Raw genomic sequence first — 23,848 nt, 5'->3', positions numbered from 1 at the left:
CGCGTGTCGGCGGAACCCCTACATCGCGTAGGAACCCAACCTACATGATCGAGGAAACGTCCTACAAATCTCCCCGGGGGCACCGCTCAGGTACCGGCTCGGGCAGCGTGCTGCAGTACATGCTCGACGATTTGCGCGTGAAGGAATCTCAGCCGATGGCGGCGTCGCCCCACGGCGACATCGTTTCGGTGCAGCCGCCGTTGGAGCGGCCGATGCGCATGACGCCGGCCGGGCACGCGAACGAATAGGGGAACACGCCGCGCCGCGCCGTTGCCACCGGCATCACGCGGCCGAGCGCCTCGAGCACCTCTTCCGGCAATCGCGCGTCGGCCGTGACCTGGCCGCCACCGCTGACGTCGATGCGCGGCGCATGGAAGGCTTCTTCCAGGCTCATGCCGTGGTCCAGTACGAACGAGCTCAGCTGCAGCACCGCGCCGAGGATCTTGCGCCCGCCCGAAGCACCGAAGGCGAACTGCCGGCCGTCCTGCGCGATGCCGACGACGGGGCAGTAATTCGCGAGCACGCGCTTGTTCGGCGCGAGCGAGTTGGGGCCGCCCTGCACGGGGTCGAACCACATGATGCCGTTGTTGAGCATCAGCCCGGTGGAGGGCGACACCACGCGCGAGCCGAAGATCGACAGCAGCGTCTGCGTGACGGCGCACATGTTCCCTTCGCTGTCGACCACGCTGAAGTGCGTGGTGCAGCCCGGCGCCTCGGGGGATTCGTTGCTGTCGCCCATGTCGGACAGCCGGACTTCGAAGGCGGCGTGGAGCGCGCGCGCCACGGCCGCGTAGGACTGGGCGTCAGGTGCGCGGCCTGACGCCTGCATCGTTTCCGAGAGTGCGCGCAATGCGTGACCGAAGGTCGGGCCGCCGGTGAGGCCGGGCGCCGCATACACGTGGCCGCCGCGGTAGGGCAGTGCGAGCGGCTCGTGCCACTCCGCCGTGTACGTGGCGAGGTCCTCTTCGTTCAGGCAGCCGCCCTTGGCGCGCACGTCCTTCACCAGCGCCTTCGCGATGTCCCCTTCATAGAACGCACGCGGGCCGCCCCCGGCGATGGCCTGCAGCGTGCGCGCGAGCTGCTTCTGGTCGAGGTGACGGTTGGAGCCGCCGGTCCACGTGCCGACGATGGGCCACGTGCCTTCGTCGAGGAACATCGCGGCGGCATCGGGGTCGCGCGAGAGCGCCTTCGCGTTCGACGCGGTCAGCAGGCCGAAGTACCAGTCGACGGCCAAGCCCTCCTGCGCCAGCCGCGCGGCAGGCTCCACGAGCTCGTGCCACGGCTTGCGGCCGAAGCGCTCGTGCGCGAGCCCCATGCCGGAGACGACACCCGGCACCGCGACCGCGGTTGCACCCTGCACGTTGCGGTCGTCGACCACGGCTTCCCATGGGAACATGTCGGCGTTCTTGCCGGCGCCCGACAGCGGGTAGTCGCGCGGGTCCAGCTCGCGCGGCGAGCGCATGCCGTAGTTGACGACGTACGCGCGCTTTTCCTTCGCGCGCCACAGCACCATGCAGCCGCCGGCCGCGCAGCCGCTCATCCAGGGTTCGACGACGCCGAGGGCGAACGACGTTGCGACGGCTGCATCGACGGCATCGCCACCTTCGGCAAGGATGGCGGCGCCCACCTGTGCCGCGCGCTTGTGCTGCGACGCGACGACGCCGCGCTCGGTGAGCGTGACCGGCTTGCGCACGACCTGCGAGTCGGAGAAGTTGTCTTTGCTGCTCATGCTGCGTTGTCCCTCGCGTAACGCGCGATCTCGGCATGGGTGGCGAACCACACGTTACCCAGCGACTTCGCCTGCCGGATCAGCTCGTCGAGGATCCACAGGCGCGAACGGTAGCCGCTGATGTGCGGGTGCATCGTCAGCTGGAAGATGCCGCCTTCGGCGTGCGCCGCCTGCAGCTCGCGCCGGAAGATGTCGAACACGTCCGCAGGCGGCGTGTACGGGCGCAGGCCCGCGAAGCGGTTCATGTTGAAGTACACCGCGTCGTCGCGGATCCACTCCACCGGCAGTTCCACCACGCCCGTGGGCTCGCCACCCAGCAGCAGCTCGTAGCAATCGACGTCGGCCATCAGCGACGAGTCGTACTCGAGGCCCATCTCCTTCGTGATCTTCAGCGTGTTGGGGCTGAAGTCCCACGACGGCGTGCGGATGCCGACGGGCCGGCGGCCCGCGGCCTTCTCCAGCGTGTCGGCGGCACGGTGCATCAGGTCGCGCTCGGCGTCTTCCGGCAGCACCGAGTTGCGCTCGTGGATCCAGCCGTGCAGCGCCACCTCGTGGCCCTCGGCCGCGACGCGGCGCTGCTCGTCGGGGTAGAGCAGGGCGGTGACGGCGGGCACGTAGAAGCTCGCGCGCACGTCGTGCTTCTCCAGAAGGTCGAGGATGCGCGGCACGCCCTGGCGGTTGCCGTACTGGCCCTGCGACAGCTTGCCGATGGATTCCCCGCCGTCGCGCAGCTCGTTGGTTTCATGGTCGGAGTCGAACGACAGCGCGATCGCGCAGCGCGCGCCGCCCGGCCACGACGCGGGGCGCAGCGTGCGGCCGGCGCGCACGTGGTTGACGATCTTGCGCCAGTGTTCGTCGGGCCATTGCCACGGTTGCAGTTCGGCGCTCATTTCTTCGCTCCCGCGTTGATCCGGTTGGCGATGTCCTGCGCGGCCTTCTGCTCGCGCGCGACAAAAGCCGCGAACTCCGCCGGCGGCATCGCCACGCCCTCGAGGCCCTGCTGGTCGAACTGCTGCTTCACGTCGGGCTCGTTCACGGCGGTACGCAGCGCGGCGTAGATCTTCTGCACCACGTCGGGCGGCGCGCCGGCCGGCAGCCAAAGGCCGAACCAGTTGACCTTGTCGAAGCCCTTGAGGCCCTGCTCGTCCATCGTCGGCGTGTCGGGCATGCCTTTCCACCGCTTGCTGCCGGTGAGCGCCAGCGCGCGCAGCTTGCCCGCCTGCACGTGCTGCAGCGCGATGTTGGTCCCCACGAAGAACATGTCGATACGGCCTGCGAGCAGGTCGTTGACGGCCTCGGGGATGCCCTTGTACGGCACGGAAAGGACGTCGATGCCCGCCATCGTCTTCATCAGCTCCGCGGGGATGTGGCTGGCCGTGCCGTTGCCCGCGTTGGCGTACGTGAGCTTGCCGGGATTCTTCTTGGCGAGCGCGATGAGTTCCTGCACGTTCTTCGCCGGCACCTCGGGGTTCACGACGAGCGCCTGGCCGAAGTTCTGCGCGGCGAGCGTGACGTGCGTGAAGTCCTTGATCGGGTCGTAGCCCGGGTTGTCCGCGAAGGGCGGGATGTTCACGTGCGACGCGGTCGTGAAGAGCCACGTGTAGCCGTCGGCGGGTTGTTTCGCGACGTAGGCCGTGCCGACCATGCCGCCCGCGCCGGCGCGGTTGTCGATGACGATCGGCTGGCCGAGGATGGCGCTCATCTTCGGCAGGACGGCGCGCAGGATCAGGTCGGGCGGGCCGCCTGCAGGCGACGGCACGACCACCTTGATCGGTTTGTTCGGGAAGGCTTGCGCGAAGGCCGCGCCCATGGCCAGCATGAGCGCGGTGGCGAGGGCAATGCGACGGGTCAGGGGCATGTGGGGGCTCCGGTATCGATGGAGGAGAGGATGGCCTGCAGCAGCGCGACGTTGTGCACGGCGTCCCCACCGGGCAGCACCATGGGCTTGCGCGCGGCGGCGTGGCGCGCGAAGTCTTCGAGCTCCGCGGCCTCGGTGCTGGTCTTTTCGAAGGTCTGCACGACGGGCCGTTGCTTCGCCGCGATGTTGTCGCGGTCGATGAAGCAGGTCTTCAGGTCCCAGGTGTGCAGGTGGTCGACGTCGCCGACTTCCGCCCATCCGTTGCTGCCGAACACCTGCATGCGCCACGTCTCCGCCGTCGCGACGATCGTGCCGAGGTAACCCGTGGCGCCGCTGTCGAACTTGAGCAGCATCGACGTGGTGTCGTCCATGCCGAAGTCCTGCGCGAGGCGCAGGCTCTGGGCGGTGACCTGCTGCACGTGGCCTGCGAGGTAGAGCATGGCGTCGATCACGTGCACGCCGCGGCCGGTCATGCCGCCGCCCGGCGATTCGCTGCGCTCGTGGCGCCAGTGGCCTTTGGGGAAGCGGTAGGCACTGGGCCCGCAGAAGTTGCCTTCGATGTGCATCACGCGCCCGAGCGTGCCGTCGTCGATGAGGCGGCGGATTTCGCGCAGGGCGGGCTGGTAGCGCCAGTTGTAGCCGACGCCGAGCGTGACGCCGGCGTCCGCGCAGGCTTTCGCCGCACGCTCGGCGCTTTGTGCGTCGAGGCCGAGCGGCTTCTCGCTGAAGACGTGTTTGCCGGCTTTGGCGGCCGCGACGATCTGCTCAGTGTGCATCGAATGGGGTGTCGCGAGCACCACCGCGTCGATGTCAGGGTCCGCCAGCGCTGCCTCGTAGCCTGAAAGCATTCGCAGGCCGCGGCTTTGCGCGAACTCGCGGGCCTTCTCGGGCGTGCGCGTGGCGGCGGCTGTGAACTGGATGTGGGGACTCGCGGCCGGCACGCTGCGGACCAGGTTCTGGCCCCAGGTGCCCAGCCCGACGATGGCGGCGCGGATCATGGCGGTACTGCTTGCTGGCGGTTGTTTGCCGAGAAGGCAATATAGCGCCGAACAAGGTAGCACGCTAACGTGCCGACACTGAAGCGGTCAGGCCTTCAGGGCCGCTGCGAGCTTCAGCAGGGACTGGATCGTGCCCTCGACGGCCGCCTTGGCCTTGGCGTCCTTGATCTCGCCCTGGTCGTCGAACGCCTGGTCGGCGCGGGACAACGCATATTGGCGCGGGCTCACGACCATCTGGAAAGCCATCTGCAGGTACGCGCGCAGGAAGTTCATCGAGCGCAACCCGCCCAGGGGCCCGGGCGACGCCGAAAGAAGCCCCACCGGTTTGCCGTTGGTGGCGTCGAGTCCGGCCGGGCGTTGCGGCCCGGTCTTCGTGCGCGAGATCCAGTCGAACGCGTTGATGACCAGCGGGGTCGGGAAGCCGTTGTATTCCGGCGTGACGATGAGCACGGCTTCGGCCTCGACGATCGCGTCGATCAGCTGCCCCGTGCTCTCCGGGATGCCGGTGCCGAACTCGATGTCGCCGTCGTAGACCGGCAGGTTCAGCGCGCGCAGGTCGAACAGGCGCACCGTCGCGCCTTGCGCCTGCGCCATGCGCCCGGCGGCGTGCGCGAGCGCGAGCGCGAGCGAGCCTTGGCGCAAGCTGCCAGGGAGAATGAGGAGCTGGGGCATGGGTGCATCGTACGCCCGCCGCTCTTGCCGCTCTTGCCGATCACCGGGGACCGACGATGGACAGTGCCGCCATTGCGGCCGAGAGCACCTTCACGCCGTGGTACGACTTGCCATAGGCCTGCCCGAAGTGCTTGCGGTCGCCGGTGACCAGTACTTCGCACTTCAGGGCGACCGCGGCCGCGAGAACCGGCCTGTCCTTCTCGGGCAACCACTGGAGCCACTCGGCCGACAGGACAGGGCGCGTCGCGCCGATCACGAAAACGCTTTCGAGCTTGTGCAGCGCCTCGAGGCCCTCGGCACCGGCCTTGTTCCCGAGATTGCGGCGCGCCTCATGGAGGACGAATTCGTCGACGACGACTGCATGCCCGTCTTCGAGCATCAGCTTGATGAGCTGGCGGATCGCGCCGTCGGACTTGGCGGCGGAAAAGAGGATATTGGCGTCGAGGAAGACGCGCATCAGCGGCGGCGCTTCAGCACTGCCTCGACTTCGGCTTCACCCTCGTCGAACTCGCGCACCCGCTCGTCCGTGTAGATCTCGATGGGCAGAGCCACCGCAGGGCGCAGGAGAAGACCCTCGGGTACGGTCTCCGCAATCAGCAGGTCGTCCGCCTTCAGGCCGAGCTCGTTGCGCAGCTTGGCGGGCAGCGTGATGACGCCGCGCCCGTTGATCGTGACTTTTGCCTGCATGAAGGCAGTTTAGCTGTAATACAGTAAATCTGCAAGTTCGTGACGGCCATGCCGCATCTGTGCTCCAATGCCCCCGCAGTACACAGGAGACGAATGAATGAACGGCGCCCGCAGCCTGGTCGAAACGCTCTTGAAGAGCGGCGTGGACACCTGTTTCGCCAACCCCGGCACGAGCGAGATGCATTTCGTCGCCGCCCTGGACCAGGTGCCCGGCATGCACTGCGTGCTGGGTCTGCAGGAGAACGTGGTGACCGGCATGGCCGACGGCTACTGGCGCATGGCCCGCAAGCCGGCGTGCACGCTGCTGCACTGCGGGCCGGGGCTCGGCAACGGCTGGACCAATCTGCACAACGCGCGGCGCGCCCGCAGCGGCATCGTCAACATCGTGGGCGACCAGGCGACGTACCACCGGCCGCACGATCCGCCGCTGACGGCCGATACCGAAGGGATCGCACGTGCCGTCTCGGCGTGGACACGTACCACGACACGCGCCGCGGATGTCGGACGTGACGCCGCCGAAGCCGTTCGCGCCGCACGCATGCATCCGGGGCAGGTGGCGACGCTCGTGCTGCCATCCGACGCATCATGGGACGAGGGCGGCGTGGTGGCCGGACAGCTCGCCGTGCCAGCTCCGCAACCGGTCGACTCCCACGCGATCGACACGGTGGCGCGGGTGCTGCGCGAGCATCGCAATGTCTTGATCCTGCTGGCCTGCGAGGCCGTCGGTGACGAAGGCCAGGCGCTCGCATGGCGAATCGCGCAAGCGACCGGCGCGAAGCTGATGGCGGAATTCGTCAATGCGCGAGTGGCACGCGGCCGCGGCCGCATACCGCTCACGCGCGTACCGTACAAGGGCGAGCTCGCGCGCGAGGCCCTCGCACCCTACGGCCACATCGTGCTCGTGGGTGCCAAGCCGCCGGTGGGCTTCTTCGCGTACCCCGGCCAGCCGAACGTGCACTACGCACCGGGCACGCAGTTCCACGTGCTCTCGCGGCCGGAGCAGGACGGCGTGCAAGCCTTGCGCATGCTCGCCGATGCGCTCCACGCACCGCAGGCCGACGCGCCCGACGCAGGCCCGCGCCCCGAGGCCACCACCGGCGAGCCCACCCCGGAGAAGCTCGCGCTGACGCTTGCGGCCGTCATGCCCGACAACGCGATCGTCTCCGACGAAAGCGTCTCCTACGGCCGCGACTTCTACCGCCACACGCACGCCGCGCCCGCGCACGACTGGCTGCATCTCGCGGGTGGCGCCATCGGCGACGGCATGCCGGTCGCGACCGGCGCGGCGCTCGGTGCTCGCAAGCAGCGGCGCGTGATCAGCATGCAGGCCGACGGCGCCGGGATGTACACCGTGCAATCGCTGTGGACTCAGGCGCGCGAGAGGCTGCCGTGCACCACGGTCGTCATCAGCAACCGCAAGTACTCCATCCTCGTCGGCGAGTACGCCGGCGTGGGCGCGAAGCCGGGCGCAACGGCCATGAACATGCTGGACCTGGGCAACCCGGACCTCGACTGGGTCAAGCTCGCAGGCGGCATGGGCGTGGAGGCGGCGCGCGCCACGACGATGGAGCAATGCGCGGACTTGATGCGCACGAGCTTCGCGCGCGAAGGCCCATTCCTGGTGGAGCTGGTGGTGTGAACCCTTGAAACAACGAGGAGGCTGCGTATGAAGGCGTTCCTGGTTTCGATGCTCGTGGTGCTGCTCTCGGCATGTGCCACACCGATGGGCGGCGGCGTGCCGCAGTTCCGCGCGGACCCGTCGTGGCCGCAGCCGCTGGCCGAGAAGGACGGCGTGCAGATGGTTTTCGGCCAGGTGGCCGGCATCGCGGTCGATCCCCGCAACAACCACATCTGGGCGATCCACCGCCCCGGCACGCTGCTCGCCGACGAGTGGGATCCGAAGACCGGCAAGCCCGTGACGCACCGCTGCTGCACGGCGATGCCGCCGGTGGCCGAGTTCGATGCGCAGGGCAAGCTGCTGCGCGCGTGGTCGCCCAGCGGAACCGGCTTCGACTGGCCCAAGTCCGAGCACGGCATCCACATCGACGGCGACGGCAACGTGTGGATCGCCGGCAATTCGGAAACCGACCACCAGATCCTGAAGTTCACGCCCGAGGGCCGCTTCCTGATGCAGGTGGGCCGCCCCGGCAAGTCTGACGGTAGCAACGGCACCTCGCAGCTCGGACGGCCCGCGCACATGATCGTGAGCAAGGGCGAGCTGTTCGTGGCCGACGGCTACGGCAACCGCCGCGTGATCGTGTTCGACGCCGCGACGGGCGCGTACAAGCGGCACTGGGGCGCGTACGGCGGCCGGCCGAGCGACGACCCGCAGCCGGCGTACAACCCGGCCGCGCCGCTCTCGCGGCAGTTCAGCAACCCGGTGCATTGCGTGCGCATCTCGAACGACGACCTCGTGTACGTTTGCGACCGCGCGAACAACCGCATCCAGGTGTTCACGCGCGCCGGCGAGTTCAAGCACGAGTTCCGCACCGAGGTACAGACGCTGGCCAACGGCTCCGCGTGGGACATGGTGCTGTCGCACGACCCCGCGCAGGCGTACATGTACGTCGCCGACGGCGCGAACGGCCGCATCTACATCCTGCGGCGCGCCGACGGCGTGAAGGTGGGCGAGTTCGGCCGCACCGGGCGCATGGCGGGCGAGTTCAAGTGGATCCACAACATCGCCATCGATGGCGACGGGAACCTCTACACGTCGGAAGTGGGGTTCGGACGGCGCGTGCAGCGCTTCGTCCGATACTGATCACTCCGGCTTGATCTTCGCGCGCTCGACCACGACCTTCCAGCGCTTCTGCTCGGCGGCAATGAACTGCGCGAACTGCGCGGGCGTGCCGCCGATCGCCTCGGCGGCGTCCTGCGTCAAGCGCTCGAGCGCGGCGCTGGACTTCATCGCCTTCTGCGTCTCGGCCGCGAGCTTGTCGATGTTGGCCTGCGGCATCGACGCCGGGACCATCATCCCGTACCACTGCGTCATCTCGAAGCCGGGGTAGCCCTGCTCGGCCACCGTCGGCACGTCGGGCAACTGCGGCAGGCGCTTGGTCGAACCGGTGGCGATGCAGCGCAGCTTGCCGGACTTGATGTGCTGCAGGATGGCCGACGCGCCGACTGACGCCGCTTCGAGGCGGCCGGCCAGCAGGTCGGTGAGCTGCGGGCCGGTGCCCTTGTACGGGATATGCGTGATGAACATGCCCGTCGTGATCTTGAGGTACTCCATCGCGAGGTGGCCCGCGCTGCCGTTGCCGGCGGAGCCGTAGTTCAGCTGGCCCGGCCTGGCCTTGGCCAGCGCGACGAGGTCCTTGAGGTTCTTCACCGGCAGGTTCGCGTTGACGACGTAGAGGCTCGGCACCTTGGCCAGCAGGCTCACCGGCTTGAAGTCCTTGTTCGGGTCGTACGGCAGCTTGTCGTACATATACGGGTTCACCGCGAGCGTGCCGATGTGGCCCAGGATCAGCGTGTGGTTGTCGTCGGCGCGCGCGACTTCGGCCATCGCGATGTTGCCGGACGCGCCCGGCTTGTTGTCGACGAAGACGTTCTGGCCGAGCAGCTTGGAGAGCTCGCCCGCGGCCGCGCGCGCGATGATTTCCGAGCTGCCGCCGGGGGCGAAGGGCACGACGAAGCGCAGCGGCTTCGAGGGCCAGGCTTGCGCACGGGCGGCAAAGGGCGCGGCGAAGGCGGCACCGGCGGCGAGGAGGTGGCGGCGGGAAACGGTCATGGCTGTCTCGGTTTGTGAAGTCCTCTAGAGGACCAGATCTTAGGCGGGCCACAGGCCCGCTGTCGTACGTAGAAACCGGTAGTGTCAGCGATCCGCGAGGGCGCGGTGGACCCAGGCGGCGCAGCCTTGTGGGGTGCGGAACTCATCCACGGAACGGGCCTGGATGTGCGGGTGCTCGGCCATGAGCATCTTCGAGAGCGCGGCGCCGGGGCCGATCTCGAGCGCGCAGGTGACGCCGCGTTCGGCGAGAGTCTGCATGCACGTGCGCCACTGGACCGGGCTGGCGATCTGCAGGGCGAGGCAACGCTTCAGTTCGGCGGGGTCGCGCGTCGCGGCGCCGGTGAGGTTGCATGCGATGGGGGCTTTGGGCGCGGTGAAGTCGAGCCTGGCCAGACGGATCGCGAAAGCCGACGCTGCATCACTCATCAGTGGCGTGTGAGACGCGACTTCGACGGCCAGGCGCGTCGTGCGAACACCGTGCGCCGTGAGCGCCGCCTCGGCCGCGTCGACTGCCGGTTTGCGCGCGCCGAAGATGGCCGTTTCGCTGCAGGCGTCGATCGCGAGGGCAAGGCCATGTCGTTGCGCAATCGCTGCGCGCTGGCCGGGGTTCACGCCGTGCACGGCAAGCAGGGCGCCTTCACCGGCCGCGTCCATGCAGGCGGCGCGCGTGACGGACAGGGGGACAGCAACTTCCGGGTCGAAGGCGCCCGCGGCGGCGAACGCGGCGAGCTCGCCCACGCTGTAGCCTGCGATGACGCCGGGCTCGGGCAGGAGGCCCGCGAGGCATCGCCACGCGGCCAGCGACGTGCCGGTGAGCAGCGGTTGCGCGATGCGGTTCGCCGAGGCCCACCCAGGGTCCGCGAGGCGATCGCGCCAGTCGAGGCCGATGGCCTCGCCCATCGAGGCGAGCACGCCGGCGGCCACCGGTTGGCTTTCCAGCCAGGGGAGCATGGCTTCACGCTGGTTGCCTTGCCCGGGGAACAGGACTGCGAGCGACATTCAGGCGGGCGCCAACTGCGCTTTGGATTCCCGCCTGCGCGGGAATGACAGTGAATCGTCATCCCCGCGCAGGCGGGGATCCAAGGCGTTCGAAGCGCTCGCCACGCAGGTCGCCTGCAGGAAGCAGGCTGCAGACAGCATGTCGGCAGCGCCGCCCGGCGAGATCCGGCGCGCGACGAATTGACGATGCAGATCGCGCAGGAGTTCGCGCGCACCGGTTGCGGCCGCGCCGCCTTGTGCGAGAAAGTCGCGTGCGATGCGCTTCACGTCCACGAGCGCCTGGATGCCGCCGCGGTGCACGACGGTCGTGTCGTCGAGCACCGTGATCGCGGCGAAGAGCGCATCGGTGCGTGTCGTATCCGTGGGCACCGAACCCAACGCCGGCAGCACCTTGTCGAACAGCACCGGAAAGCCCTGCGCCGCCTCGACCGAGATGCTGCGCAGCCCGAAGCGTTGCGCGGCGCGCGAGCCATTGGACTCGCGCGCCACGTTCGCGCGCCGCGCGAGGTCGGCGCCCCACGCATCGAGCATCGTGCGCCGTACCTCGTTTGCGGTCGGCACCTCGCCGTCGGCGTAGATCCAGCCGACAGCCGCGCACAGCAAGCCGAGGATGAAGATCGCGCCGCGATGCGTGTTGACGCCGCAGGTGGCGTCCAGCATCGCGGCTTCGGCCCGGACGCCTTGCAGCTCCAGCGCGCGGAAGTGCGCACGCTGCGCGCCGAGTTCGGCGAAGGTGGTGAAGAACGGGCGCAGCGCCCCGATGCTGCGAAGGAACGTGCCGGCGTCCATGTCGGTGTGGCTGCCGGAGTCCACGAAGGACACCAGGCCCGGCTTGGTTTCGAGCGCCAGCTCGTCATGCAGCGCCTGGCACGCAGCCTCCGCGACCGCGCGCGAATTCAGGCGTACGCGCGTGTCCATGGTTCGCTCTCCAGCGTCGCGCCGCGCAGGCCGCGCACGAGGATGGACCTGGCGCCGCTGCTGCGCCACTGGCGCCATTCGCGCCAGGCCACGGCGCCACCGCCGGGGAACAGAAACTCACCATCGATCCGGGGCAGGTCCTGCGGCCAGTCGCCGAGCAGCGCGGCGACGGCGTCGGCGTGGTCCTCGTCCTCCACGCAGAAGAGCAGGTCGAGGTCGGACGTGCTGCGCAGGTAGGTTTGCCGCGTGAGCAACTGCCAGCCGTAACTGCCGTACGCGCGCGGCAATGCGCCGACGGCGCGCAGGCCGGCCAGCAGCGCATCGAAGTGCGGGCGCGCCTTGCGCGGGAGCAGCGGCAGCACGTGGGAAGCGCGCGGGAACTCGTCGAGCCAGAGGATCGAGGTCACCGGTACGGCAACTGCGATGCGCTGGCGCGCGAAGGCGAGCGGCGCCGGCAGGCCCAGCGAGACGAGCGGCGAGTCCTGCTGCCGTGTCACCACCAGCGGCCAACGCTCGCGCGCCCACAGCGCGATGCAGTCAAGCCGGTCCTGGGGGAACGGCTGCGCGAGGAGGTGCCGCCAACCCGTGTCGCTCAGATAGGCAAGCTGGTGGCGCCGCAGCGCCGGCATCGTGACGGGCCTACGCTGCATCGAGCACCTTCTGCACGGTCGGCCGCGCAGCCGTGCGTCCGCCGCGCTGTTCGCCGTCGGCGGCGCGCACATCGCGCGTGTTGCGGGCGGCGAGCGCGGTGCGCAGCCCGCTGGCCGGGTCGTCGGGGTTCCATAGCGAACGCACCGCGCCCATGGCGACATAGTTCTCGACGCCCGGCGCGAAGACCGGGTTGGCCTGCGACAGCTGAGCGAGCGTCGCCTCGGGGATCTTCGTGATGCGGGCCATCGCCGGCAACCGCATCACGCGGATCTCCGCTTCGGGCAGCGCATGGCACTCGTCGGCGAGCAGGCCCGTCGTGATGAACCCACCCGACAGCGCCTGGTCGTAGACCACGCCGATGACGGCATGGCCGCGGCGGCGTGCGAGGTCGATGCAGCAACCCAGGTGCGCCATCGCGCGGTTGATGCCGAGGAACTCGTCCGCGCGCCGCAACTGCTGGCCCTGCGTGTCGACCAGCAACAGGATCGGCCGGCCGGGGTGGTCCTCGATCGTGCCCAGCACGACGGCAGCTTGCCGCAGCGCGAGCTCGTACCCGATGGCCGCGTGGTTCGTGGTGCCCAGCACGCAGAGCGTCGCGCCGTCGAACGTCGCCGTGCCGCGGAGCAGGTCGCGCTCTTCGCGGATGTCGTGCCGGTCCCCGAAAAGCCGGGTCGCGAGGTCATTCCAGTTCATGGCTGCAAGGTGTCCAGGCGGTCCACGAGCAGGCGGTGCTCGGCTTGCAGGGCTTCGAGCGTGAAGACGGGCGTGCAGCCGAGCGCGTCGATGGCCGCATCGCGGAACGCAACGACGTCGTCGGCAACCAGCACGTCGCAATCGCCCGTGCGGTGGCGATGCGCGCCGCCGGTCGTGCGCCACACCAGCGCGCGGTCGCGCGAGTCGAACTCCTCCACGCCGTGCGAAGCCTCGATCACTTCCGGCCCGGACATGCCGAGCCGCCCTGCATCGCTCATCACGATGCGGTCCGCGCAACGCGCCACGATGCCCATGCCGCCGAAGCAGCCGTTGGCGCCGCCGATCAGCACGATGACCGGGATGCCGGCCGCGCGCACGTCGAGCAGCGCGCGCATCACTTCCGACACGCCGATGAGGCCCGCGTTGGCTTCGTGCAGGCGCACGCCGCCGGAATCCGCAAGCAGGAGCACGGCGGCGGGCTTGTCGCGCAGCGCGCGCTGGAAGAGGCCGACGAGCTTGGCGCCATGCACCTCACCGACGCCGCCGCCCATGAACGCGCCTTCCTGGGCCGCCGCGAACACGCGCTGCCCCGCCAGCCGCGCCTCGCCGATGGCGACGCCGTCGTCGAAAGCGCCGGGCACCCCCAATTGCGCCAGATGCGGGCTCATGATGCGCTCGGCGGGCGGCAGCCACTCGCGGAAGCTGCCGGCGTCCACGACGTGGGCGAGCCGCTCGCGGGCGGTGCACTCGGCATAGCTGGTGCGAGTCGCGGCGCGGCTCGCGTGCAATTCGAAGTTCTCCCGGTTCATGGCGCTGCTCCCGGCAATTCGGCCGCGGCCTGCATCAGCCGCAACGACACGACCGCAGGCGTCGCGCCCATGTCGTGAATCGATACGTCGACGCCGGCAAGCCCATGCCGCTCCTGGAAATCGCGGCACACCGCTTCCCAGATCGCGCCGAAGCCGCGCGCCGACGTCTCCACGTGGAAGCTGCACGCGCCGGCGCTGCCGGGCTCCATCATCACTTCGAGGTTGCCCGAGCCGACCACGCCCACGAGCACGGGCGCGAAGCTGCCGACGGCGCGCCGCCCGTCGAAGCGGAAGTCGAGTTGCTCGAGTCCAGGTGTCTTGCTGTCCATGTGCGTCACCAGTTGCGAAACCGCGCCGGCGGCGCATACAGCCCGCCCGACGCATCGACCAGGTCGCGCATCGAACGCGCCGCCAGCAGGTTGCGCGTGGCCAGGCGCGTGTCGATTCCGAGGTCCTCCGGCCGGCGGATCACGCCGCGGTCGCGCAGGTTCTCCACCATGCGGCGGTCGCGCGCCATACCCACCGGTGTGTAGCCGGCAACGCCGCGCACGGCCTGCTCGCGCTCCTCGTCATTGCGCACGAGGAGCAGGTTGGCGATGCCCTCCTCGGTGAGGATGTGCGTGACGTCGTCGCCGTAGATCATGATCGGCGGCAGCTCGAAACCGGCGCGCTCCTGCAGCGTCCACGCGTCGAGCTTGTCGACGAAAGCGGGCTGCATGTGCTCGCGGAAGGTTTCCACCATCTGCACCACCAGCTTCTGGCCGCGCGGCGTGCCGGCGGCGCCGGTGCGGCCCTGCCGTGCTTCGCGGCCCGCCTTGAGCCAAGCGGGGCTTGCGTGGCGGCGGCCGCGCGCGTCGGCGCCCATGTTGGGGGCACCGCCGAAACCGGTGATGCGGTCCATCGTGGCCGTGGAGCTGTTCGCGGCCAGGTCCATCTGCAGTGTCGAGCCGATGAACAAGTCGCACGCGTAGTGGCCTGCTGCCTGCGAGAAGGCCCGGTTGCTGCGCATCGAACCGTCGGGACCGGTGAAGAAGACGTCGCTGCGCGCGCGGATGTAGTTCTCCATGCCGATCTCGGAGCCGAAGGAGTGGATCGACTCCACCCAGCCGGCTTCGATGGCAGGAATGAGGGCCGGGTGCGGGTTCAGCGCCCAGTGCTTGCAGATCTTCCCTTTGAGGCCCAGCGACTGCGCGTAGGTGGGCAACAGCAGCTCGATGGCGGCGGTGTCGAAGCCGATGCCGTGGTTCAGCCGCTGAACGCCGTACTCGGCATAGATGCCCTTGATGGCCATCATCGCCATCAGCACCTGGATCTCCGAGATCTGCGCAGGGTCGCGCGTGAAGAGCGGCTCGATGAAGTGCGGCTTGGGGCTCGGGATGACGAAGCTCACCCAGTCGCCGGGGATGTCCACTCGCGGCAATTCGTCCACGAGCTCGTTCACCTGCGCGATCACGATGCCGCCGCGGAAGGCCGTCGCCTCCACGATGGCGGGCGTGTCCTCGGTGTTGGGGCCGGTGTAGAGGTTGCCGTGGCGGTCCGCGGCCTGCGCGCAAACCAGCGACACCTGCGGCGACAGGTCCACGAAGTAGCGGCCGAAGAGTTCGAGGTAGGTGTGGATCGCGCCGATTTCGATCTGCCCCGCGCTGACCATGCGCGCGAGCCGCGCGCCTTGCGGGCCGGAGAAGGAGAAGTCGAGACGCGACGCGATGCCACGCTCGAAGAGGTCCAGGTGCTGCGGCAGCGCCAGCACCGACTGCACCATGTGCAGGTTGTTCGTGCGCTTCGGGTCGAGCTGCGCGAGCGCACCCGCGAGAAAGTCCGCCTGCTTCTGGTTGTTGCCTTCGAGGCAGACGCGGTCGCCGCATTCGATGACCGCGGTAAGCAGCTCCACCGCCGCGGCGGCCGGCGCGCACTTGCCCTGCAGGCGCGAGCCGAGCACCTGCGCGGCGCGCGCGAGGCGGGCCTCGCGGTTGCGGGCGCGCGTGTCCCAGCTGGGGGTGGTGGCGCCGGTGGACATGTCCATCTCAGTCGAGCCTGACGTTGGCCGCCTTGACGACCGCGGCCCAGCGCTTCGTTTCACCCGCGACGAAGTCCCCGAACTGCGCGCCATACAGGTTGGGCACTTCCGCGCCCAGGTCCTGCCACTGCTTCCTGAGCGTCTCGACCGCGAACGCCTTCTTCAGCTCCTCCGTCATGCGGTCGACGACGGGCTGCGGCGTGCCCTTCGGCGCCCACAGGCCGTACCACGTGCCCGTCTGGTAACCGGGCACGCCGCCTTCCACGGTGGTGGGGATGTCCGGGAAGCCGGAGGCACGCTTCGCGCTTGCGACTGCGATCGCCTTGAGCTTGCCGCTGCGGATGTGCGATGCGGAGGAGCCGAGCCCGTCGAACATCATCTCGACCTGCCCGCCCACGAGGTCCTGCAGCGCAGGGCCCGCGCCTTTGTACGGGATGTGGTCGATCTGCGTCTTCGTCTCGAGCTTGAACAGCTCGCCCGCGAGGTGGTGCGAAGTGCCGTTGCCGGCGGAGGCGTAGTGCAGCTTGGTGTTGTTCTTGAGCGTGGCGAGCAGTTCCTTCAGGTCTTTCGCCGCCACCTTCTGCGGGTTGACCACGATGACCTGCGGCACGCTCGCAACGAGCGCGACGGGAATGAAGTCCTTGGCCAGGTTGTAGTCCAGCTTCGGGTACACGGCGGGCGCGATCGCGTGGTGCACCGCGCCCATGAACCAGGTGTAGCCGTCGGGTGCGGCTTTCGCGGCCAGCGTCGCGCCGATGTTGCCGCCCGCGCCGCCGCGGTTGTCGACGATCACCTGCTGGCCGAACTGCTTCGTGAGCTGCGCGTACAGCGGCCGCGCGAATGCGTCGGTGCCGCCGCCGGCGGGGAAGGGCACGATCACCGTCACGGGTTTGGTCGGCCACGACTGTGCGGCTGCCGGCGCCGCAAGGGCGGTGAGCGATGCCGCGGCAAGAAGGGAAGCGATCAGGCGCATGGGTTGTGTCTCCGCGTTGTCGATGCTCAAATGGTCCGCGAGACGCGCCGCGAAAGAAATTCGCATTGCGTTGAGGCCGCCTTCGGCCTGCGTTGAGGACCTCTGCCTTTGATCAACCTGAACCGCTTCGACCTCGTCACGCTGCGCCTCTTCGTCGCGGTGGTGGACGCCGGCAGCCTCACCGCCGGCGCGGACCGCTTCGGCATCTCGCTTGCTGCGGCGAGCAAGCGCATTGCCGAGCTGGAGCAGCACGTGGGTGTGTCGCTGCTGCAACGCGGGCAGCGCGGCGTTCGGGCGACGGCGGATGGGCAGACGCTGCACCGGCATGCGATCGAAGTGATCGCGCGGCTGGAGCAGTTGGCGCAGGCCGTGGACGACCTGCAGGCCGGCGTGTCAGGCCACCTGCGGCTGTGGGCCAACCCATCGGCGTTCGGCGGCTTCCTGCCGGACCTGCTCTCGCGTTTTGCGCAGCGCTACCCGGACGTGCGCATCGAGCTGGAAGATGCGTTGAGCGAAGACGCGGTGCGCGCGATCCAGAAAGGCGAGGCGGAGCTGGCCATCATCGGCGACAACGTGCCGTCGGAGGGGCTGGAGACACTGGTCTGCAACGTCGACCGCCTCGTGCTGCTGGTGCCGCGGGACCATCGCTTTGCGTCGATGGCTTCAGTTCCGGTCGAGCTGGCCGTGGCGGAAGACCAGATCGCGCTGGCGCGCAGTGCGTCGTTGACGCGCAAGGTGATTGCCGCTGCGGAGGCGGTGGGCAAGAGCCTGCGCATTCGCGTGCAGGTGCGCAGCTTCGACTCGATGTGCCGGATGGTGGGGTGCAGACTGGGGCTCGCGATCATGCCGTCGGCGGCGGCGCGGTTGTATGCGGATGCGCTGGGGCTCGCGATCGTTGCGCTGGAAGGCATCGAGGTGGAGCGGCGGCTGTTGCTCGCAATGCGCAAGCGCGCGGACCTTTCCGCGACCGCGGTTGCGCTGGTGGAAATGATCGAAGCCGAGGCCCCGCTTCTGCCTAGGTGATCGTGACGGTGTAGTGGAACGCGTGCGCATCGCCCCGGCTGGTGCGCGCTTCGATGGCGCGGCCCTGCAGGTCGTAAGCGGTGCGGTTGACGATGGCGCAAGGGTGCCCGGCCGGCAGCGCAAGCTGCCGCGCCTGCGCGGCGGTGAGGCTGCCGAAGCCGATCTCGTCGCGCGCGCGGTGCACGTGCACGCCGCACTTCGTGGCGAACATCGGGTACAGGAGATCGGGCCACTTCGCGGTGTCCGACTTCGCCAGCGCCGCGAAGAGCGGCAGCGGCAGCCAGATCTCCTCGTACAGGCAAGGCTGGCCGCCCAGCAGGCGCAGGCGCTTGAGGCGCAGGCACTCGGTGCCGTTGGCGATGTCGAGCTGGCGCGCAACCGGCGCGGGCGCCGCGATGCGGTCGCGACCGAGGATGCGCGACAGCGGCGCCTCGCCGCTGTCGCCGAAGCGGAAGAACCGCAGCATCGGCGCGCCCGACAGACTTTGCCGCACGAAGGTGCCGCGGCCGTGCACGCGCTCGATCAGCCCCTGCTCCACCAGCAGCTCCAGCGCCCGGCGCATCGTGCCCAGCGCCACCTTGTGTTCCGCGGCCAGCTGCTGCTCCGCGGGGATCGCCGTGCCGGCCGGCCATTCGCCGGCGACGATGCGCGCGCGCAGGGCGGCGGCGAGCGCGGCGTAGCGGCTCACACCGGGTTCGATGGGGACGATGTCTGCAGGCAACCGCTTAGTCCTCTAGAGGACTGGAGCTTACCCGATTTCAGCGGCCGAAACACGCATTGAAAGCCGCCGTGGCCGCCGCGTCGGGCAGCAGCACCGGGTTGCCGTTGGTGGGGTAGTGCAGGTTGGTGTTGGCCTCGAACGCCTCGCCGGGGATGCTGACCGGTGCCGACGCCGTGAAGTCGCTTTCGGGTGCGCCGCGGATCGGCGCACGGCCGGCGAGCTGCACGTTCTGCGCGGTGCATGCGGGGCCGAAGTCCTGCCAGTACAGCCACACGCGGCCATCGGGCGCGGTGTACGCGTCGGGTACGCTGGCCTGCGACACGACGCGCTCGGGGGTGCTCCAGTTGATCAGGTCGGTGCTTGTGCTGCGGTAGATGCCGCGCGCGCACAGCTCGCACAGGCTGGCTTCGGTACAGCCGTTGTTGCTGGCGATGCCCTTGACGAACAGCACCCAGGTGCCGTCGGTGCGGCGCGCAATCGCCGTGTCGGACAGGAAGAGGCCGGGCGCGCGTGCGCTGTCGAGGACCGTGGTGGCTTCGCCCCAGGCGAGTTCTGACAGTGTCGTTGCGGCCGTGCGCCGCACGCAGATGGACGAGAGGTTCGCGATGCCGCGCGTGGCGTCGGTCAGCCGCATCAGGATCACGCGGCTGTTCGTCATGCCGAACATGTAGCGGCTGCCGTTCACCTCGAACACCTGCGAGTGCTTGCCCATCGCGAGAGCGCCGGCGTTTTCGCAACCGCTCGCGCTGGAGCGGCCCAGCACCTTCACGTTGGCGTCGGTGACGGCGGGGCACGAGCTCTCGTGGATCTGCAGCGCGAGTGCGCCGCGCGGGTCCGTGAGCGTGGTGGCAGCTGCCATCACCCAGCGGCCGTTGGACAGGCGGCTGAAGACGGCATCGGCATAAACGCCGGTGGCGCTGGGCAAGGTCCAGCGCAGCACGCTGCTGTTGTACGAGGTGATGTTGCGGCCGTCGGTGGTGATGCCCGCGCGCACGCTGTTGCCGCCGATGCCGACGTCCTGGTAGAAGAAGGCGGTGCCCGCGGTCGCTGCCGCCGCAGGTGTCGTTGTGGTTGTCGTTGTTGTGGCTGGTGCCGTGGGGGTCGAGGCAGTGGGGGACGCCGGCGAGCCGCCGCCACCACCGCCGCCGCATCCGCAAGCGAGCGGGAGCGCCAACACGAGCGAGGCGAGCCGCGCGTCCATGGGCACATTTAAGCGCCCGGGCCACCGCGGCGTCAACGCCCTCAGGCGGGCGCCTGCTCGCGACGTAGCCGCTCGATCATGAAATCCGCCGCCTGCTCGATGTGCTGGCGCGCGAGGCGCTCGGCTTTCTTGCCGTCGCCCGCCATCACCGCCTGCAGCAGCGCCTCGTGCTGGTCCCAGATGTCGCGCGGGCGCTCGTCGCGCATCAGCACCTCGCCCATCACGCGCTGCGTGTTGGTCCAGTGCGTCTCCATCGCGGGCGCGACCATCGGGTTGCCCGAGAGCGAGTAGATGAAGGAGTGGAAGGCCATGTCGGCGGAGATCATCCGCGCGACATCGCCTGCCGCGACGGCGTCACGCCCTTCGGCAATGAGCGCCGGCCCCTCTTCGGAAGCACGCTTCGCGTTGCGCTCCGCGGCCTTGCGGAAGGCGAGGCCTTCGATGACGGCGCGCATGTCGTACATGTCGCGTACGTGGTCCAGGTCCAGCGGCGCCACCTGCAAGCCGCGCCCGGGCGCCTCGCGCAGCACGCCGAGGTTGCGCAGCACCAGCAGCGCCTGCTGCACCGGCTGGCGCGAAACGCCGAGCTCCTGCGCGATCTGCTCCTGGATGATGCGGGCGCCGGGCGGCAGCTTGCCGGACGCGATCTCGGCCAGGATCGCGTCCTGCACCAGCTCGACCAGCTTGGGTTGTGCGGCCAGGACTTTCATCATGGTGCCAATGCTAGCCGTTGCGCCACTTGCGCTCGGCGTCGTCCCACGCCTCCAGCGGCTGCAGGTCGGGCACCCACGCGAGGCCGGACTTCGCATCCGAAGAAGCAGCTTCAGGCGTGACGATGACGTCGAGCAGGGCAGGGCGGTTGGCAAGCGCACGCTGGATCGCACCGGGCAGGTCCTCGGCCTTCTCCACTCGCTCCGCATGCATGCCGAAGGCGCGCGCCATCGCCGCATGGTCGGCGTACTGCAAACGCGTGCCCACCACCTTGCCGTGGGTCTCCTGCTGGTCGCGCACTTCGATGGCCCACGAACCGTTGTTGGCCACCACGACGAGCAGGGGCGCCTTGTGGCGCACGGCCGTGTCGATCTCCATCGCGTTGAAGCCGAAAGCGCCGTCGCCGGTCGCAACGACCACGGTGCGGTCAGGACACGCGAGCGACGCCGCGATGCCGAACGGCGTTCCCACGCCGATGCAGCCCAGCGGGCCGGGGTCGAGGTAGGTCGACGCGGGCAAGCCCACGCGGGCGAAGCTGAGGAAGTCGCCGCCGTCGGCCACCACGATCGCATCGTCCGGCAGCGCGTCGCGTACGGCCGCGAGTGCCTTGTTGGGATGCATACGCCCGTCCGAGCCGGGCGCGGCGTTGCGCATCGTCGTCACCAGCTTCTCCGAACGTTCGACGTGCTTGCCGCGCAGCGTGGCGAGCCAGTCGCCGTCACTCGCGGGCTTGCGGTCGCCCGCGGCTTCGAGGATTGCTTCGAGTGCGATCGAAGGTGTCGCAAAGATTTCCACCGCACCGCGCCGGTTGTCGCGCAGCTCGGAGGGCGCATCGGCGATGCGCAGGAACTTCGCGTCGCCGAACACGGCGGGCGAACCGTACGCCAGCTGGAAGTCGAGCCGGCGGCCGACGGTCACGACGACATCGGCTTGGCCCATCACCCCGCCGCGCATGGCGGCGACGACCGATGCATGGTCTTCCGGAATGAGCCCACGGCTCTCGCCCGTGTCGAGATACGCGGCATTCAAGCGCGTCAGCAGCTTGCCGAGTGCATCGCCCGACCCCTGCGCCCCGCGCCCCGAGATGAACAGCGGCCGCTTCGCCGACCACAGCAGCTCCACCGCCTCCTGCACCGCCTCGGCATCCGGCGCAATGCGCGTCGCGCGCTTCGGCGCGAAGTGCTCGGGCAACTGCACGGCCTTGGGCACTTCGGCGCGCAATGTGTCCACGGGGAAGTCGAGGTACACCGGCCCCGGCTCGCCACCCTGGCCGACGGCGCGCGAGAACGCCTCGTCCAGTTCCTGCGGCACGAGCGCAGGCTCGCGCACTGTGCGCGCATAGCGCGTGATCGAGCGGACCAGGTCCGTGTGCACCATGTCCTGCAACGCGCCGCGGTTCTCCTGCGGCCGCGGCGGCGTGCCGGACAACACGAGCACGGGGACGCGCGCGACGTGCGCGTTGGCGATGCCCGTCATGGCATTCGTCACGCCAGGCCCTGCCGTGACGAGCGCCACGCCGACCATCCCGGTGAGCTGCGCTTCCGCATGCGCCATGTAGATGGCGGCGCGCTCGTCGCGCACGTCCACGATGCGGATGCCCTCCGCGTCCAGCCGCATCCAGATCGGCATGACGTGGCCGCCGCACAGGGCGTAGACGCGCTGGACGCCTCGCGCCTTGAGGATGCGCGCGATGACGGCGGCGGCGGACTGCTCGGCAAGGGGCGGGACGGGCATGGAGGTCTCCGAGTAGGTGGACGAGCGGCGCTTGATTTCGCCGGGCTGGTGGGTATCATAACCGAACTCTGAATTCAGAGTTCTGAATTTTTTTCAAGGACGCCGATGACCCGCCTGCTGACGATTTCCGATGCCGTCGCCACCCATGCCCGTCTCACGCCGAACAAGATCGGCACCCACGACTCGCGCCGCGGGCTCACTTATGCGGAGTGGAATGCGCGTGCCACACGCCTCGCGTCCGGCCTGCTGGCGCTCGGGCTGAAGAAGGGCGACCGAGTCTGCGTGCTCGCCTACAACTGCGTCGAGTGGATGGAGATGTACGTGGCGCTCGCACGCGCCGGGCTGGTCGCGGTGCCGATCAACTTCCGCCTGATGGGCCCGGAGGTGGCGTACATCGTCGAGCACGCCGAAGCGGCCGCGTTGATCGCAGGGCCCGAATTCACCGCGCTGGTCGACGGCATCCGCGCCGGGCTGCCCGTGCCCGACGGTCACTTCATCTCGCTCGGCACCGACGCGCCGCAAGGCTGGGTCACCTACGAGAGCGTGATTGCCTCGGGCGACCCGGCACAGCCGTTCGAACGCATGATGCAGGACGACATGTGCGCGCTCATGTACACGTCCGGCACCACCGGGCGCCCCAAGGGCGCGATCCGCAGCCACGGCGGCAGCAGCCTGATGGCCCTCGCCACGGCGCTCGAGATGGGCTTCACGCGCGACGACACCGCGCTGCTGGTGATGCCGCTGTGTCACGCGAACTCGCTGTACTTCGGCACCACGTTCATCCACCTCGGCGCCACGTGCGTCATCGACGACCGCCGCAGCTTCGACCCCGAGGCGCTGCTCGCCACGCTGTCGAAGGACAAGGTGACCTTCACCTCGCTCGTGCCCACGCACTACATCATGGTGCTGGCGCTGCCCGACGAGGTGAAGCGCAAGTACGACGTCAGCAGCGTCGGCAAGCTGCTGGTTTCCTCGGCGCCCGTGCGCAAGGACACCAAGCTCGCCATCCTGGAGTTCTTCCGCAACGGCAAGCTGCACGAGCTGTACGGCTCCACCGAGCACGGCTGGGTGACGCTGCTGCGCCCGCACGAGCAGATCGACAAGCTGGGCTCGGTCGGCCGCGAATGGGCCGGCAGCGGCGCGATCAGGCTGCTGGACGAGCACGGCAACGAAGTGCCGGACGGCGAAGTGGGCGAGCTCTATTCACGCACGTCGTACGTGTTCGACGGCTACTGGAAGAACCCGGAGAAGACCGCCGAGGCCTTTCGCGGCGACTGGTGCAGCGTGGGCGACATGGCGCGGCGCGACGAAGAGGGCTACATCTGGCTCGTGGACCGCAAGAGCAACATGATCATCAGCGGCGGCGAGAACATCTACCCGTCGGAGGTCGAGGGCGTGCTCGGCGGCCATCCGAAGGTCAAGGACGTGGCCATCGTCGGCGTGCCGCACGAGAAGTGGGGCGAGTCGGTGCAGGCCGTGATCGTGCTCCACGAAGGCGCGAGCGCCACGCCGGAAGAGATCCGGGCCTGGTGCAAGGAGCGGCTCGCCGGCTACAAGTGCCCCACGTCCGTGATGTTCGTGGCGGACGCCGACATGCCGCGCACCGCCACCGGCAAGATCCTGCACCGCGTGCTGAAGCAGCGGCTCGTCGCCTGACGCTGGTGCCGCCGCCCCCTGCGTGCTAGCCTGCGCGCACGCGAAGCCGATGGCACCGACGACCTGCG

The 23,848-nt window shown here is 69.3% G+C and carries 24 protein-coding genes; 4 read left to right on the top strand and 20 right to left on the bottom strand.

Features of this window, described 5'->3' with window-relative positions; genetic code table 11:
* Positions 1-148 precede the first annotated feature (148 nt).
* The 7 genes from H8R02_RS18200 to H8R02_RS18170 all read right to left on the bottom strand — a co-directional run bounded on the left by H8R02_RS18200 (position 149) and on the right by H8R02_RS18170 (position 5,944).
* Positions 149-1,729, bottom strand: coding sequence for a gamma-glutamyltransferase family protein (locus H8R02_RS18200; protein ID WP_187082879.1), 1,581 nt, complete (start codon positions 1,727-1,729; stop codon positions 149-151).
* Positions 1,726-2,619, bottom strand: a complete 894-nt coding sequence (locus H8R02_RS18195; protein WP_187082878.1) for a polysaccharide deacetylase family protein — start codon at positions 2,617-2,619, stop codon at positions 1,726-1,728. The genes H8R02_RS18200 and H8R02_RS18195 overlap by 4 nt, the downstream gene beginning before the upstream one ends.
* Positions 2,616-3,587 (bottom strand): Bug family tripartite tricarboxylate transporter substrate binding protein, encoded by a 972-nt coding sequence (locus H8R02_RS18190; protein ID WP_187082877.1) that lies wholly within the window; start codon positions 3,585-3,587, stop codon positions 2,616-2,618. Before H8R02_RS18190 ends, H8R02_RS18195 begins: the two co-directional genes overlap by 4 nt.
* The gene (locus tag H8R02_RS18185; protein WP_187082876.1) at positions 3,578-4,585 is read right to left on the bottom strand and encodes a Gfo/Idh/MocA family protein; all 1,008 of its coding nucleotides are present in this window, start codon (positions 4,583-4,585) and stop codon (positions 3,578-3,580) included. Before H8R02_RS18185 ends, H8R02_RS18190 begins: the two co-directional genes overlap by 10 nt.
* Before the next feature lie 87 nt (positions 4,586-4,672).
* A complete protein-coding gene (locus H8R02_RS18180; RefSeq protein WP_187082875.1) occupies positions 4,673-5,257 on the bottom strand; it encodes an NADPH-dependent FMN reductase in 585 nt (194 codons plus the stop codon).
* Positions 5,258-5,297: 40 nt separating this feature from the next.
* Positions 5,298-5,714 carry a PIN domain-containing protein gene (locus H8R02_RS18175; protein ID WP_187082874.1) on the bottom strand — a complete coding sequence of 139 codons (417 nt, stop codon included), beginning with the start codon at positions 5,712-5,714 and terminating at the stop codon, positions 5,298-5,300.
* Positions 5,714-5,944, bottom strand: coding sequence for an AbrB/MazE/SpoVT family DNA-binding domain-containing protein (locus H8R02_RS18170; protein WP_187082873.1), 231 nt, complete (start codon positions 5,942-5,944; stop codon positions 5,714-5,716). The genes H8R02_RS18175 and H8R02_RS18170 overlap by 1 nt, the downstream gene beginning before the upstream one ends.
* A gap of 97 nt (positions 5,945-6,041) precedes the next feature.
* Between H8R02_RS18170 and H8R02_RS18165 the strand changes: the two genes are divergently transcribed.
* Both H8R02_RS18165 and H8R02_RS18160 read left to right on the top strand, forming a co-directional pair.
* A complete protein-coding gene (locus H8R02_RS18165) occupies positions 6,042-7,583 on the top strand; it encodes an acetolactate synthase large subunit (protein WP_187082872.1) in 1,542 nt (513 codons plus the stop codon).
* 27 nt (positions 7,584-7,610) lie between these two features.
* Positions 7,611-8,705 (top strand): NHL repeat-containing protein, encoded by a 1,095-nt coding sequence (locus H8R02_RS18160; RefSeq protein WP_222622524.1) that lies wholly within the window; start codon positions 7,611-7,613, stop codon positions 8,703-8,705.
* Here H8R02_RS18160 and H8R02_RS18155 read toward each other — a convergent pair whose 3' ends face one another.
* From H8R02_RS18155 to H8R02_RS18115, 9 genes are all read right to left on the bottom strand, one after another.
* Positions 8,706-9,674, bottom strand: a complete 969-nt coding sequence (locus H8R02_RS18155) for a Bug family tripartite tricarboxylate transporter substrate binding protein (RefSeq protein ID WP_187082871.1) — start codon at positions 9,672-9,674, stop codon at positions 8,706-8,708. It abuts the gene before it with no gap.
* An 84-nt stretch (positions 9,675-9,758) separates the two neighbouring features.
* On the bottom strand, positions 9,759-10,673 hold the full coding sequence (locus H8R02_RS18150; RefSeq protein WP_187082870.1) for an ACP S-malonyltransferase: 915 nt from the start codon (positions 10,671-10,673) through the stop codon (positions 9,759-9,761).
* Positions 10,674-11,591, bottom strand: coding sequence for a triphosphoribosyl-dephospho-CoA synthase (locus H8R02_RS18145; protein ID WP_187082869.1), 918 nt, complete (start codon positions 11,589-11,591; stop codon positions 10,674-10,676).
* Positions 11,570-12,241, bottom strand: a complete 672-nt coding sequence (mdcG, locus tag H8R02_RS18140) for a malonate decarboxylase holo-[acyl-carrier-protein] synthase (RefSeq protein WP_187082868.1) — start codon at positions 12,239-12,241, stop codon at positions 11,570-11,572. Before mdcG ends, H8R02_RS18145 begins: the two co-directional genes overlap by 22 nt.
* Positions 12,231-12,935 carry a biotin-independent malonate decarboxylase subunit gamma gene (locus H8R02_RS18135; protein ID WP_187082867.1) on the bottom strand — a complete coding sequence of 235 codons (705 nt, stop codon included), beginning with the start codon at positions 12,933-12,935 and terminating at the stop codon, positions 12,231-12,233. Before H8R02_RS18135 ends, mdcG begins: the two co-directional genes overlap by 11 nt.
* Entirely contained in the window at positions 12,932-13,744 is an 813-nt protein-coding gene (locus tag H8R02_RS18130) for a biotin-independent malonate decarboxylase subunit beta (RefSeq protein WP_187082866.1), read from the bottom strand. The genes H8R02_RS18135 and H8R02_RS18130 overlap by 4 nt, the downstream gene beginning before the upstream one ends.
* Positions 13,741-14,073, bottom strand: coding sequence for a malonate decarboxylase acyl carrier protein (gene mdcC, locus H8R02_RS18125; RefSeq protein ID WP_187082865.1), 333 nt, complete (start codon positions 14,071-14,073; stop codon positions 13,741-13,743). Before mdcC ends, H8R02_RS18130 begins: the two co-directional genes overlap by 4 nt.
* 5 nt (positions 14,074-14,078) lie before the next feature.
* On the bottom strand, positions 14,079-15,761 hold the full coding sequence (gene mdcA / locus H8R02_RS18120) for a malonate decarboxylase subunit alpha (RefSeq protein WP_435531284.1): 1,683 nt from the start codon (positions 15,759-15,761) through the stop codon (positions 14,079-14,081).
* A 7-nt stretch (positions 15,762-15,768) separates the two neighbouring features.
* A complete protein-coding gene (locus H8R02_RS18115) occupies positions 15,769-16,734 on the bottom strand; it encodes a Bug family tripartite tricarboxylate transporter substrate binding protein (protein WP_187082863.1) in 966 nt (321 codons plus the stop codon).
* Between the two features lie 108 nt (positions 16,735-16,842).
* Here H8R02_RS18115 and H8R02_RS18110 point away from each other — a divergent pair, with 108 nt between their 5' ends.
* Positions 16,843-17,757: a LysR substrate-binding domain-containing protein gene (locus tag H8R02_RS18110; protein ID WP_187082862.1), complete on the top strand. Its 915-nt coding sequence runs from the start codon at positions 16,843-16,845 to the stop codon at positions 17,755-17,757.
* On the opposite strand, the gene H8R02_RS18105 is transcribed toward H8R02_RS18110, so the two are convergent.
* From H8R02_RS18105 to H8R02_RS18090, 4 genes are read right to left on the bottom strand one after another with little or no spacing between them, the layout of a single operon-like run.
* Positions 17,750-18,478: a GntR family transcriptional regulator gene (locus H8R02_RS18105; RefSeq protein WP_187082861.1), complete on the bottom strand. Its 729-nt coding sequence runs from the start codon at positions 18,476-18,478 to the stop codon at positions 17,750-17,752. The two genes, H8R02_RS18110 and H8R02_RS18105, sit on opposite strands and share 8 nt — an antisense overlap.
* 37 nt (positions 18,479-18,515) lie before the next feature.
* Entirely contained in the window at positions 18,516-19,679 is a 1,164-nt protein-coding gene (locus tag H8R02_RS18100) for a sialidase/neuraminidase family protein (RefSeq protein WP_187082860.1), read from the bottom strand.
* A 41-nt stretch (positions 19,680-19,720) separates the two neighbouring features.
* Positions 19,721-20,392 (bottom strand): GntR family transcriptional regulator, encoded by a 672-nt coding sequence (locus H8R02_RS18095; protein WP_255429394.1) that lies wholly within the window; start codon positions 20,390-20,392, stop codon positions 19,721-19,723.
* Positions 20,393-20,402: 10 nt separating this feature from the next.
* Positions 20,403-22,124 carry a 2-hydroxyacyl-CoA lyase gene (locus H8R02_RS18090; RefSeq protein ID WP_187082859.1) on the bottom strand — a complete coding sequence of 574 codons (1,722 nt, stop codon included), beginning with the start codon at positions 22,122-22,124 and terminating at the stop codon, positions 20,403-20,405.
* Positions 22,125-22,229: 105 nt separating this feature from the next.
* Between H8R02_RS18090 and H8R02_RS18085 the strand changes: the two genes are divergently transcribed.
* On the top strand, positions 22,230-23,780 hold the full coding sequence (locus tag H8R02_RS18085) for a class I adenylate-forming enzyme family protein (protein WP_187082858.1): 1,551 nt from the start codon (positions 22,230-22,232) through the stop codon (positions 23,778-23,780).
* Positions 23,781-23,848 lie beyond the last annotated feature (68 nt).

The sequence above is a fragment of the Ramlibacter albus genome, assembly GCF_014297445.1.
GTDB lineage: Bacteria > Pseudomonadota > Gammaproteobacteria > Burkholderiales > Burkholderiaceae_C > Ramlibacter > Ramlibacter albus.
Note: the sequence above shows the minus strand (reverse complement) of the source record. Positions and strands in the feature narration are given on the sequence as shown.